Genomic DNA, 12227 nt, shown 5'->3' on the forward strand with positions numbered 1-12227 from the left:
GCATGCTGATTCTCTCCAAGGCCGACATTCTCGGCGCGAACGATCTGGAAAGCCAAACCGTCGATGTGCCCGAATGGGGCGGTTCGGTCATCGTTCGCGCGATGACCGGCGCGCAGCGTGACGCATACGATGCCGCCCTGCTCAGGCGCAACGATGAGGGCAAGCTCGAAGTGGACACGCTCAACATGCGCGCGAAGCTCGTGCTGTGGACCGTCGTCGATGAGGCAGGCGCGCTGCTCTTTACGCCCGACGAGCTTGACGCACTGGCCGCAAAGAGCGCGGGCGCAATCGAGCGCATTGCAGATGCTGCCGCACGTCTTAACGGGCTGCACCGCGACGCCGTTGCAGACGCTGCAAAAAACTCCGCGAGCGACCCGGCAGGCTCTTCCTCTTCCGTCTAGCGCTCGCGCTAGGCAGGACGGTTAGAGAGCTTCTGGCGTCGCTCGACTCGGCAGAGCTTACGGAGTGGATCGCGTTCGATTGCATCGAGACGATAGGCGAAGCACGCGCGGACTTGCGCGCGGGCATCATCGCTTCGGCGGTCGCGAATCACGGTTCCCGCGTCATTCAGGAGCCGTATCGCCCGCGCGACTTTATGCCCTACGTCAACCGCGACGACGACGCGAAGCCGGTCCTGCATAAAGACCCTGAGCAACAGTCCGCGCTCATTCTGCGCGGCGTATTCAATCGTGAGGCTGCGTGATGGCTGGCAATCTCGGCTCGCTCGTGTTCGAGCTTCAGGCGAACATGGTAAAGACCCAGGAGGACATGGGTCGGCTCAATCAGATCGTCGAAGCCACCATGCGCCGCATCGATACCGCTGCACAGCGCACGTCACGCAACGTCGAGGACGTAGGCCGTGCCGGTCGCACCATTCAGCGCATGGAGGGTGCAGAGGAAGCGGCGAAGAGCATCGAAAAGGTGGGGCATACGTCCGTTGCAGCGCGTCGCGAACTGCTCGTGCTCGCTCACGAACTGTCGCAGGGCAATTACAAGCGGTTCGGCGGCTCGCTCATGGTGCTCGGCGAGCAGATGGACTGGATGGGCAAAATCATGTCGCCCGTCGGGCTCGCGGTTGGCGCGCTCACTGCGACGCTCGGCGGGCTCGCTTATGCCGCTGTCAAGGGCGCAGAGCAGCAGGCCGCGTTCGGTCGTGCCGTGCAGGTGACGGGCAACTATGCAGGCATGACCGAATCGCGATTCGAAGCGATGACGAAGAGCGTCGCCGAGAACAGCGGTATGACCGTCAGCGCTGCGCGCGACATTACGCAGGCATTGCTCGACACTGGCCGTTTTGGGCCCGCGTCGCTGGAAGCCGTTTCGAATGCTGCCGCGACGATGCAGCACCTGACCGGCCAGAAGGTCGAAGAGGTCGTTAAGGACTTCGCCAAGATGTCGGACGGCGCGCTTAAATGGGCGCTTGAGGCCGACAAGCAATACCACTTTGTGACGGGCGCACTGTTCGATCAGGTCAAGGCACTTGAGGACGCAGGCGAGAAAGAGCGCGCGATGGTGGTCGTATCCGATGCGCTCACCGCAGCGAAGCAGCGCCAAGGCGAGCAGATCAATTTCCTGTCGGGCGCGTGGAAGCTCTTCCGCGCAGACATTGACGACACCATCAATACGCTTGGGAAGTTTCTCGGCAAATCCGAATCGATCGATGAGCGGATAGAGGAAATTCGCTCATCGCTCGAATCGTTGCCTAAGACCGGCATTCTTGGCGGCGTTCGCAATGGGCCCGACCCACGCGAAGCGCTGCAAGGCGCGCTGACCGAAGCCGTCAAAAAGAAAATGCGCGAGGACGATAACGCGCTGCTCGAATCGCAGAAGCGCGCGCACGATGCGCAGGTAGTCGAGGATAAGGAAGGCTGGCGGCGTCGCATCGAAGCGCATCGCGAAGGCGCTGCCGAAATGAAACGGCAGATTGACGCAGCCATCAAGCAAGGCGAGGGCGCAGGCGCACCGCAAGCCGAAATTGATGCAGAAGTGGCGCGCATCAAAAAGTCATTCGAGCACGGCGCTAAAGCGCCGAGCACGTTCTCGGTTGACATGGTGGGCGACTTGCGTCCGCTACAGGATCAGATCAACGCGGAAGAACGGCTGCTGAATTTCCGCGAGCAGACCATCGCCAAATATGCGCGCGATGACAAGCTATCCGCGCAGCAGACCTACGATGAGCGCGTGACCGTCATTCAGGCGTATCAGGCGCGTATCAAGTCGCTGTATGAGCAGGAAATACAGGTTGTTGAGAACGCAGCAGCACGCGCGAAGGATGCGCGCCAGCGCAAGGAAGCGGAGAACCGCGCGGGCGCGCTGCGCGACGCCGAGCAGGCCGCGCTATTGCGCAGCGATGAAATGCTCGCGAACGCTGACGACGAGCGCGCGCGCGCAACGGAGAAGTACCGCGAAGAGGTCGAAAAGCTCACGTCAGCGCTCGCGAAGCTGTCGGGCGCGCAGGGCTCGACGGCGGGTGAAGACTTCGACCGCGCAAACAAGGGCCTGACGCGTCAGGCGACGCAAGGCAACGATGCCGGGACGCTCGACTTGCTATCACGTGCCCGCGCTGCGGCGGTCGCGCAGGGGCAGATTAACGCGCTCAAGGAACAGGCGCGCGTGATCGAGGAAAACCTCAAGACCGCCGAGCAGCAAACCGCGCTTAATGTGACGCTGCACCAGCAAACCGAACTGCAAGGCATGCTGCAACTCGGCGAGCAGCGCGAGAAAGCATCGCAGCAGCTTGAGGGCATCGCCGCGCAGATGCAGGACATTGCGAACGCTTCCGGCCTGTCGGGACTCATCGCGAACGCCGACGCGTTCAAGCTGCACGTGGATGAAATCAAGGCGTCCAGTGATGTGCTCGGCAAGTCGGTGACGGACACCTTTGCGAGCAACTTCGCGACCGCGCTCGAAAAGACCACGCAGAACGCGCGCAATCTCAAAACGATCTTTCTCGACATGGCGAACAGCATCGAGCAGGCGATTACGCGGCTCGTGTCGCAAGACCTTGCGAATCAGCTTTTCGGCATCGGTCAAAGTCAGGGCAGCAGCGGCGGCGGTCTGTTCGCGAAGCTCATCGGCGCGGCCATCGGCATGATGAGCGGCAGCGGTGACGTTGAGGGCGCGGTGTCAAGCGATGCGCTTTCATCGCCCGATTGGGGCTCGATGGAAGGCCGCGCGAGCGGCGGGCCCGTCGTCGCGGGCGGCATGTATCGGGTCAATGAGCGCGGGCCCGAACTGCTCACCATCGCCAATCGCACGTTTCTGATGATGGGCGATCAGCCCGGCAGCGTGACGCGGACCGGCAGCATGGAGTCAGGCGGCGGCGCTCGCAATACCTTCCATCTGAATATCGCAGTGCCGCCCGGCACGACGCGCGCGAGCAGTCAGCAGCAGGCGCGCGAAATCATGACGCAGGCACAAATCGCGATGGCGCGAAACGGGTGAGCACATGCCGACCTTTCTCGAATCGCCGCGATTCCCCGACAACATCGCGTTCGGCGCGACCGTGGGCCCGACGTATCTCACCGTGGTGACGCCCGTCTATTCAGGTCGTGACGGTCGCATGGTCGCGTGGACGCAGGCGCGTATCCGCTTTGAAGTCGGTCGGCGCGCGATGAATACGGCCGATACGGCGACGCTCGATGCGTTCTTTCGCACCGTCAAGGGACGCGCTTACGGCTTTCGCATCAAGGACTGGACCGACTTTTCTTGCACGACGGCGCAAGGCATTCTCACCGCGACCGGCACGAGCGGCCAGTACCAGCTATGCAAGCAGTACACGAACGGCGCGCTGTTCGAGAACCGGCTCATACAGAAGCCTGTCGTCGGCACTGTCGCGATCTACAAAAACGCCGTACTCATCGCATCAGGGCTCACGCTCGACACGACGACGGGACTCGTCACGATCACGCCGACGCCGCTTGTAACGGACGTGCTCACGTGGTCGGGCCAGTTCGATGTGCCGGTGCGCTTCGATGTCGATGAGATGAAAAAACAGATCATGGATCGCGCTGGCGGCGGCGATCTGTTCGTGGATTGGGGCTCTATTCCCATCATCGAAATCCGGCTCTAGGAGGCGTCATGATCCCGTTTCTGATTACGCTGCTCGTCGCGCTGCTCATTCTCGGTCTGCTCTATTACCTGATTACCGTGCTGCCGATCCCTGCACCGTTCGCGCTGGCCGCGCGCGTCGTATTCATCATCATCTGTGTTCTCGTGGTGCTCTATATCGCGCTGCCGTGGCTTGAACACCCGTCCGCACTCGTGAGGTAGTCGCCCATGCGCACGCTTTCAGCGGCGATGCTCGCGCATCTGGCGAGCGACGTGCAGACGCTTGCGACGCTCTGGACGATCACGCGCACCGATGGTCAGGTGTTCGGCTTCACCGACCTTGACCAGCCCATCACATACGGCGGCGTGACGTATCAGAGTGCGGGCGGCTACACGCACTCCCAGATCGACATGACGAGCGACATGAGCACGTCCAATCTGGAAGTCAATGCCATTTTCGATAGCAGCGCGATTACGCCCGCGAGTCTGGAGGCCGGCCAGTGGGACTATGCACGCGTGCAGGTGTCGCTCGTGAATTACGCCGATCTGACGATGGGCGCGGTGCTGCTCGAATCGGGCGTGCTCGGACAAGTCGTGCTGCTCAATGGCACGTACAAGGCTGAATTGCGCGGGCTCGCGCAGGTGATGCAGCAGGAGCAGGGACAAACCTACTCGCCGACGTGCCGCGCTGTGTTCGGTGACGCGCGCTGTCAGATCGATCTGGGCCCGCTCACGTTCTCGGGCTCGATTGCGAGCGTGGCGGGGCTCGCGTCATGGAACGATCCGACGCTGACGCAAGTCGGGCCCACTGTGTCATTCACCGACACGCGCGGCCAGAAAGTGCCGACGCATACGCCCTTCACGATCCAGATTGTTCCGCCGACTGGCGGCAGCTTCGTCGCGGATACGAGCGTGCGGGATAACAGTCAAGGCACGCTCACCAAAGTCACCGGCTCGCCGGGCAATAACCAGTACTCAGTGAGCGCATCGGGGCTCTACACGTTCAATTCGAGCGCGGCAGGCAATGAGTATTTCATCAGCTACACGTATGCCATCGGCTTTTTCGCGTATGGGCTCGTCACCTTCACGAGCGGACAGAATGCCGGGTTCTCGATGGAAGTCAAATCGTTCTCGCCGGGCGTCGTCACGCTTGCGATGGCGCTGCCGTACCCGCTCGCGGTGGGCGACACGTACACAATCAAGGCGGGCTGCGACAAGCAGTTCGGCACGTGCAGGGACCGCTATTCGAACATCGTGCACTTTCGCGGTGAGCCGTACATACCGGGACCGGACACGATTCTCAGGCCGCAGGGGTGAGCCATGAGTGTGACGCGTGCGCAGTTCGTTGCAGAGGCGCGGACGTGGCTCGGTACGCCCTTCATGCATCAGGGTCGATTGAGGGGCGTCGGCTGCGATTGCATCGGGCTCGTGATCGGCACGGCTCAGGCGCTCGGGCTTACTGACTTCGATATCACCGACTACGGGCGGCGTCCCGATGGGCGCGTGCGTCCCACGATGGAAACGCAGCTGGACTGGACCGCACCCGCCGAAGCGCAGGCGGGCGACGTGCTGCTGTTCGCGTGGGCTGCATCGCCGATTCACGTCGCCATCATGACCGACGAGTCACACATGATTCATGCGTATCTGCCGAATCGCGCCGTGGTCGAGTCGATCATGGATGAGCGCATGCGGTTGCAGATCGTGGCGGCCTATCACGTGCCGGGGGTCGAATAATGGCACAGATGGTCGTTTCGGCTGTCGGCGCAGTCGTCGGCGGCGTCATCGGCTTTTACGCTGGCGGGCCCTCGGGCGCGGTGTATGGCGCTGAAATCGGCTGGACGCTCGGCGCTGTCGCGGGCTCGTTTCTCATTCATCAGCACGGCCCGCAGCCCGGCGATCTGCGCGTGCAGGACAGCGCATACGGGCGACCGATACCGTTTGTGTATGGCATGTACCGCGTCGCGGGAAACATCATCTGGGCGGGTCAGCCTGTCGCCGATACGGGCGGCGGCAAAGGCGGCAAGAGCGGGCCCGGCCAGACGAAAGTATCGATGTCTTTCGCGGTCGGTCTGTGTGAAGGGCCGATTAATGGCATCCGTCGCATCTGGGCGAATGGCAAGCTGATTTACGACGTCTCGAACCCGTCGAATTTTCAGGCCATCAGCGGCAGCAACCAGATGGTGACGAACTTCGTCGTGTACGTCGGCGATGAGAACCAGAACCCTGACCCGACGATGGAAAGCGCGCTCGGTGTCGGCAACGTGCCGCCGTATCGCGGGCTCGCCTATGTCGTGTTCACCGGGCTCGATCTGTCGCCGTGGGGCAACTATCTGCCGTCGCTGTCGTTTGAAGTCGTGCAGGGCATCGCGCCTGCGTACTATTCGGCGTCACAAAGCACGTGGAACTATCACACGGACGACGGCACGGTGATGGTCGCGACATGTCTGCATGCTGGCGGCGGCGAAGCGTTCGGGAATGGCTATTTCCTTGGTTACGACGGGCTGCACGTCGTCAACCTGACGCCTGATGGGCTCGTGAATGTCGGCACGTTTCACCCGTCACCCTCTGCCGCGCTCACGTCTGCGCACGCATGCGGCTATTCGGATGAACCGGGTTTTCTCGGGCAAAACGGCGTCTGGTACATGGACGACGGCCTGTGCAATACGAACATGCAGAGCGCGTTCGTAAGCATCGGCATGCCGACGCTCGTCTCATGGGAGGACACATTCAACAAGAGCGGCGACGATATCTTTTATACGTCGAGCTATGGCGCGGGCGTGTATCACGTTTGGCGCATCGACATGCTGACGGGCGCGCTGCGCGCCACGAGCACGATTTCCGGCTCGATGGTCATTCTCGGCGTCACCGCGTCGTATGTGTATGTCTTTCTGGCGGTCGGCAGCAGCGGCACGATCTATCGGCTGAACCGCACGACGCTGGCCGTCGTCGCATCGTGGGCGCTCGCGCCAACGTCGGGCACGCTGGTACTCGGGCACGCCTATAACGACTATCGCCTGTATGTGCTCAATGGTCTCGGTCACGTCTGTCTGTTCTCGACGCAGGACGGCTCACTGACTGACCTCGGCGGGGGTCCGTTCGGCAATACCGCGACGACGATGGTCACGATAAACCCGAATTTCATCGTGTTTTCTCGTGGCGGTGTCGATAACATCGCGCTCGGTTACTTCTGGCTAGGTCAGGCCGATTCCTTTACGACGGTCGGCGCTGTCGTCGCTGATCTATGCACGCGTGCCGGGCTCACGTCGGCGCAATATGACGTGTCGCAACTCACCGACAATCTGCGCGGCTACTGCGTCACGAATCACTCGGCGACGCGAAACAATCTTGCGCCGCTCATGGCGTCGTATTTTTTCGATGCGTGCGACGTTGAGGGGCTGATCCGTTTCGTGCGGCGTGGCGGCGCATCGCTCGCGACCGTGTCTTATTCCGATCTGGGCTCTTCGACGACGGTCGGCGATGACCAGAACATTACGCCCATTACCGAAACCATCACGCAGGAAATCGATCTGCCGCGCTCGCTGGCGCTCACGTATAGCGGCATGAACAGCGATTACAACCCGAACACGCAGCGCGCGTTCCGCAACGTTACGCACTCGAATCGTGATGTGGTGATGAACTACCCCATTGTGATGGCAGACGACGAAGGGCTGATGCGCGCGCAGACGATGCTTTGGTCCGCGTGGATCAGTCGCAAGTCGTTTTCCTTTACGACGCGCATCGCGTATCTGCCGTTTGAGCCCGGCGACGTGCTCACGCTGCAAGGCGCAAGCGGACAGACGTACACCATCCGCATCGTGCGCTGCCAGTACGACGGGCAAGGCTCGCTGATCTGGACGGCGGTTTTTGAAGAGCCGGACATTTACCCGAGCCCGTCCTATAACGTGCAGGGCGGCGCACCAGCCGGGTTCAGTACACAGCAGATCGATTACAGCGGGCCCACGTCGCTTGTCGTGCTCGACGTGCCGCCGCTGCGTGACAGCGATACGTCGGCAGGGCTGTACTTTGCCGCGTGCGGGCTCGCGCCGAACTGGCCCGGCTGTCTCGTCGATGTCTCGCGCGATGGCTCGACGTATGCGCAAGGCTTCTACATCACGACGGGCTCGGTCATCGGCTACACGAGCAATGCATTGCCGACGTTCGCGGGCGGCAACCAGCCCGACGAACTGAGCAGCGTCACGGTCGTTCTGTATAGCGGCGCGCTGTCGTCGCTCAGTTATTCCGACTTCCTTGCAGGGCTCAATGCAGCCTATATCGGCGGTGAACTCGTCTATTTCCGCAATGCGACGCTGATCGCGGCGAACACCTACCAGCTAAACGGCTTCATGCGTGGGCGCGTCGGCACGGAAGCCGCGATGAGCACGCACGCATTCGGCGATGTGTTCCTGCTGCTCGATCAGACGAAGCTCCAACAGATGGCGATCAATAACACCGACGTCGGAAGCACGATGTATTTCGAGCCGCATCTGCTCAATGTCTTTATGACGCAGCAGGTGACGCCGGTTAAAGAACCCGTCAACTCTGCGCGCATGCAACCGCTGTCGCCTGCGCTCTTTAAAGCGCTGCCGGGCAGCACCGCGAGCACGAGCGATATCACGCTGTCATGGATTCGCCGGGCGCGCGTTAACGCGTCGTGGCTGAATGGGACCGATGTCCCGCTCGACGAGTCGAGCGAGAGCTACACGTTAAACGTCATCAATAGCGTGGGCGCTGTCGTGCGATCGATCACGGTGAGCGGTAACGGCTCGGGCGGCTCTTACGTGTACAGCGCAGCAAACATCAGCGCCGACGGCTTCACGAGCGGCATGGTGATCTGGTTCAGCGTGCAACAGCACAGCGATCAGGGCGTGCTCGGCGTCGCTGCTGGTACGTCCATCACGAGGTAATCATGTCCAATAGCACGACGCTACTCGACACTATCGCCACGAATCAGGCGAACAAGGAAGTGGTCGCCAATGCCCTGTTTGATGCAGCGTCGCCGGGCATGCTGTGGGGCCGACACGCGAGCGCATGCAACCTGCTCACGTGGGGTTACTACGGCGGTTACTACGTCGGCAATGCCATCGCTAATGGCACGGTGACGCTCACCGCGAGCGCAACAAATTATGTCTATGCCGACAACGTGACAGGCGCGGTCAGCGTCAATACGTCGGGCGTGCCTGCCGGAAAAATCCCGCTGTATCAGATCGTGACGGGCACGACGACGGTCACCAGTTACACCGATCTGCGCGGCTTCCAGCCGTCGAGCGTGCCGCAGTCGGGCGCTCCCTACGATGTGCTGATGTTCTCGCCGGGCGTGCCTGCGAATAGCGCGCTGATGGCGCGCATTGTCACGCCGCGCCCCGTCACGTTTCCGTCAGGGCTCACCGGCAGCTATGCATCGGCCAGCGTCGCGGCGACGGCAGCGGTCACGCTCACGCTCGCGCGCAACGGCTCTGCGATTGGTACGGTCAATTTCGCGGCGGGCGCATCGACCGGCACTTTCACGTTTTCGAGCAGCGTCACCACGGCAGCGGGCGATGTGCTCACGCTCACGAATCAGGCCACGACCGATGCGACGCTCGCCAATATCAGCGTGACGCTCGTCGGCACGCGCTAAGGGGAAAACGATGGCGCTCCTTTTCTGTGACAGCTTCGATGCGTATTCAGCCAAGGCCGATGTGCTCTCGAAATGGGGGCTTGGTTCTAACGGCTCGGCGTGGAATAACTTCGGCACGTTCTCTGCGTCGGGCGGCAAGTTCGGCGGCGGCTCGATCAACATCGGCGGCACGAGCGCCGGCGCGGCGAATCAGATTCTGGCGAGCCCCGTCGGTTTCACGTACAGCGCAGGCTATACGATCTGCATGGCAGGCTATGTCAAGTTTTCGTCCGTATCGAGTGCCGGTGCGGGCTTTATGGGGCTGTCGCCGAACGGCACGACCGCAGGCATGTTCGATGTCACCACGTCGGGCCTGCTCAAGTTCTATCCGTTTGGCAGCGGTAGCCCGAACGCGACGACAGGCACGCGCAATCTGGCCGATAACAACTGGCACTGGTTCGAGGCAAAAGTGGTGCTCAACACCGCTTCGACGGGCTCGGTCACGTGCTACGTGGACGGCACACTTGAACTCAGTCTGACGAGCCTTGCGACGATTTCAGCAGGCACGCCCTCGGGCTTCGTGCTCGGCTCGCTCTATCAGGCCAATACGAATTTTGATGATGTGACTTTCTGGGACACGAGCGGCGCGGCGTTTAACAGCTTCCCCATTGGCCCGCGTCGCATCGGATGCCTTAACCCAAGCTCGGCGGGCGACTCGACCCAATTCACGCCGAGCGCGGGCGCGAACTATTCGTGCGTGAGTCAGGCATATAGCGGTTCGGCCTACGTGAGCGATACGGGCAGCGGGAACACCGACCTGTATCACACGCCGGGGCTCGGGTACACGCCACTGAGCGCGATCAATGCCGCCGTGCTGAATGTGTTCGGCTACAACCCGGCAGGTGACGGCACGCGCAGCATCACGCCCAAGCTCAAGTCTGTGTCCACGGTGGCGAGCGGTTCCGTTTTCACGCTGCCGGGCGTCGCGCAGAACGTGCAGCGCATTTTCTATACAGACGCGAGCGGCGCAGCGTGGACGGCAACGAACATCAATGCAGCGCAGCCCGGCATCGGTGACTAGCCATGACCATAGCACTGCGCGCCGTATCGACTGGCCCGAACTCAAACGCCACCAGCACGACGATTTCGCTGCCGACCGGCACGACGACGAACGATCTGACCATCATCACCGCTGTGCAGGGCACGGCGGGCGGTGGCACGCTCACGCCGCCGTCAGGCTGGACGACGCTTTATAACGCGGTCGGCTGTCTCGTCTGCTATCGCGTGTATCAGGCGGGCGACCCGTCCAGCGTCACATTTACGTCCACGGCTTCGATGTGGTGGGAAACGGCGGCTGCGTCCTATAGCGGCGTCGATACGAGCGCGCCCATCGATCAGAGCGCGTTCTGCTCGATCTGCTGCCCGACCAGCTTCACGACCACGACGAAATACCGCGCGCCGAGCGTGTGCCCGACGTATGCGAATGACCAGCTAGTGGCGGTCTATGGGCGCGCCGATACCGCAGCGGGAAGCGCGCCGACTGCCTACCCCAGCGGCTTCACACAGCGCGCGCTGACGACGGGGGGGCCGTGCGTCGCTATCGCCGACAAGGCGCTGACGACCGCCGCCGCGACGGGCACGCAGGATGCGACGTGGACGGCGCTCACAGGGGGCGCGTATGTGCAGTTTGGCGGGCTGATCGCGCTGAAAACGGCAGGTGATACGCCTGTCACGCCCGCAGCGGCCAACGTCGTGCATGGCGGGCTCGTCGCGGGCGCACAGACGAGCGCCTCCAATCAGACCATCGATTTTTCCAAGGCAGCCCCGCGCGCCGATGATCTGATCGTGATCGCGCTGGCGATCTCGGGCGGCGTCACGGTCACGCCGCCATCGGGTTACACGCTCGCCAAAAGTCAGGGCCCGCTCAATGTCTATTACAAGACGTTGGGCGGCAGCGACACGACCGCGCCCGTATTCGCTCTGAGCGCTTCGGCCTATGTGAACTATGCGGCGTATGTGTTGCGCCGCTCGGGCAGTTCCACGACCAACGTGCCCGGCTTCGATGCAGCGAACGGCGCGACCGGCACGCAGACCGCCACGCTGCCAGCGCTCACGCCTGCGGGCGCGAATGAGCTTGCGCTGTACTTTTTCGGTGACGGCAACACGGCGGCGACCTCATGGACCGCCAGCCCTGCCGCGTCGGTGATCGACGTGTCGAGCACTTTCGCGCCGTCACTCATTGCCGCGTGGGACAACCCGCCATCGAGCCCGACGCCGACCCTTAGCGCGACCGTCAGCAATGCGGGCGATAGCGTCGGCGGCGTCGTCTCGCTGTTCGCGCTCACTCGCGCCGCCACGCCGCCAGCGTCACGCGTCGGCAAGGTCTATACGGAAGTCATCGCGGATAACGGCATCGCGCCCGCATCGCGCGTCGGCAAGCTCTACGCGGAAGTGATCGCGGACAACGGGCTCGCGTCGGCAGCGCGTGCGGCGAAGGTATATCTGGAAGTCATCACCGACATTCCCGCGAGCACGCCGACGACGATTGCGCAGCCGATTCTCGTCGTCTGTACATAGGGGG

At 62.4% G+C, this 12227-nt stretch carries 11 protein-coding genes; all 11 read left to right on the forward strand.

All coding sequences use genetic code 11. From position 1 onward, the window contains the following. The first annotated feature begins 2 nt into the window (after positions 1-2). From BPHY_RS35480 to BPHY_RS35530, 11 genes are read left to right on the forward strand one after another with little or no spacing between them, the layout of a single operon-like run. On the forward strand, positions 3-401 hold the full coding sequence (locus BPHY_RS35480) for a hypothetical protein (RefSeq protein WP_012406308.1): 399 nt from the start codon (positions 3-5) through the stop codon (positions 399-401). Positions 402-433: 32 nt separating this feature from the next. Continuing rightward, entirely contained in the window at positions 434-703 is a 270-nt protein-coding gene (locus tag BPHY_RS35485; protein ID WP_425194993.1) for a phage tail assembly protein T, read from the forward strand. Next, on the forward strand, positions 703-3444 hold the full coding sequence (locus BPHY_RS35490) for a phage tail length tape measure family protein (RefSeq protein WP_012406310.1): 2742 nt from the start codon (positions 703-705) through the stop codon (positions 3442-3444). Before BPHY_RS35485 ends, BPHY_RS35490 begins: the two co-directional genes overlap by 1 nt. 4 nt (positions 3445-3448) lie before the next feature. Continuing rightward, positions 3449-4072 carry a DUF2460 domain-containing protein gene (locus tag BPHY_RS35495; protein ID WP_012406311.1) on the forward strand — a complete coding sequence of 208 codons (624 nt, stop codon included), beginning with the start codon at positions 3449-3451 and terminating at the stop codon, positions 4070-4072. Positions 4073-4080: 8 nt separating this feature from the next. Then, a complete protein-coding gene (locus BPHY_RS35500) occupies positions 4081-4272 on the forward strand; it encodes a hypothetical protein (protein WP_012406312.1) in 192 nt (63 codons plus the stop codon). 6 nt (positions 4273-4278) lie between these two features. Next, on the forward strand, positions 4279-5367 hold the full coding sequence (locus tag BPHY_RS35505) for a DUF2163 domain-containing protein (protein ID WP_012406313.1): 1089 nt from the start codon (positions 4279-4281) through the stop codon (positions 5365-5367). A 3-nt stretch (positions 5368-5370) separates the two neighbouring features. Further along, a complete protein-coding gene (locus BPHY_RS35510) occupies positions 5371-5784 on the forward strand; it encodes an NlpC/P60 family protein (protein WP_012406314.1) in 414 nt (137 codons plus the stop codon). Next, positions 5784-8954 (forward strand): phage tail protein, encoded by a 3171-nt coding sequence (locus BPHY_RS35515; protein ID WP_012406315.1) that lies wholly within the window; start codon positions 5784-5786, stop codon positions 8952-8954. Before BPHY_RS35510 ends, BPHY_RS35515 begins: the two co-directional genes overlap by 1 nt. A 2-nt stretch (positions 8955-8956) precedes the next feature. Continuing rightward, a complete protein-coding gene (locus tag BPHY_RS35520) occupies positions 8957-9667 on the forward strand; it encodes a hypothetical protein (RefSeq protein ID WP_012406316.1) in 711 nt (236 codons plus the stop codon). A 10-nt stretch (positions 9668-9677) separates the two neighbouring features. Then, a complete protein-coding gene (locus BPHY_RS35525) occupies positions 9678-10727 on the forward strand; it encodes a LamG domain-containing protein (protein ID WP_012406317.1) in 1050 nt (349 codons plus the stop codon). A 2-nt stretch (positions 10728-10729) separates the two neighbouring features. Continuing rightward, on the forward strand, positions 10730-12223 hold the full coding sequence (locus tag BPHY_RS35530; protein WP_012406318.1) for a hypothetical protein: 1494 nt from the start codon (positions 10730-10732) through the stop codon (positions 12221-12223). Positions 12224-12227: the final 4 nt, after the last annotated feature.

Origin of the sequence: Paraburkholderia phymatum STM815, from assembly GCF_000020045.1 — a bacterium.
GTDB lineage: Bacteria > Pseudomonadota > Gammaproteobacteria > Burkholderiales > Burkholderiaceae > Paraburkholderia > Paraburkholderia phymatum.

What these genes read in the sequence shown, in the direction of transcription:
- BPHY_RS35480 (WP_012406308.1), top strand. Translation starts at nt 3, where the DNA reads ATGCTGATTCTCTCCAAGGCCGACATTCTCGGCGCGAACGATCTGGAA.
- BPHY_RS35490 (WP_012406310.1), top strand. Translation starts at nt 703, where the DNA reads ATGGCTGGCAATCTCGGCTCGCTCGTGTTCGAGCTTCAGGCGAACATG.
- BPHY_RS35495 (WP_012406311.1), top strand. Translation starts at nt 3,449, where the DNA reads ATGCCGACCTTTCTCGAATCGCCGCGATTCCCCGACAACATCGCGTTC.
- BPHY_RS35500 (WP_012406312.1), top strand. Translation starts at nt 4,081, where the DNA reads ATGATCCCGTTTCTGATTACGCTGCTCGTCGCGCTGCTCATTCTCGGT.
- BPHY_RS35505 (WP_012406313.1), top strand. Translation starts at nt 4,279, where the DNA reads ATGCGCACGCTTTCAGCGGCGATGCTCGCGCATCTGGCGAGCGACGTG.
- BPHY_RS35510 (WP_012406314.1), top strand. Translation starts at nt 5,371, where the DNA reads ATGAGTGTGACGCGTGCGCAGTTCGTTGCAGAGGCGCGGACGTGGCTC.
- BPHY_RS35515 (WP_012406315.1), top strand. Translation starts at nt 5,784, where the DNA reads ATGGCACAGATGGTCGTTTCGGCTGTCGGCGCAGTCGTCGGCGGCGTC.
- BPHY_RS35520 (WP_012406316.1), top strand. Translation starts at nt 8,957, where the DNA reads ATGTCCAATAGCACGACGCTACTCGACACTATCGCCACGAATCAGGCG.
- BPHY_RS35525 (WP_012406317.1), top strand. Translation starts at nt 9,678, where the DNA reads ATGGCGCTCCTTTTCTGTGACAGCTTCGATGCGTATTCAGCCAAGGCC.
- BPHY_RS35530 (WP_012406318.1), top strand. Translation starts at nt 10,730, where the DNA reads ATGACCATAGCACTGCGCGCCGTATCGACTGGCCCGAACTCAAACGCC.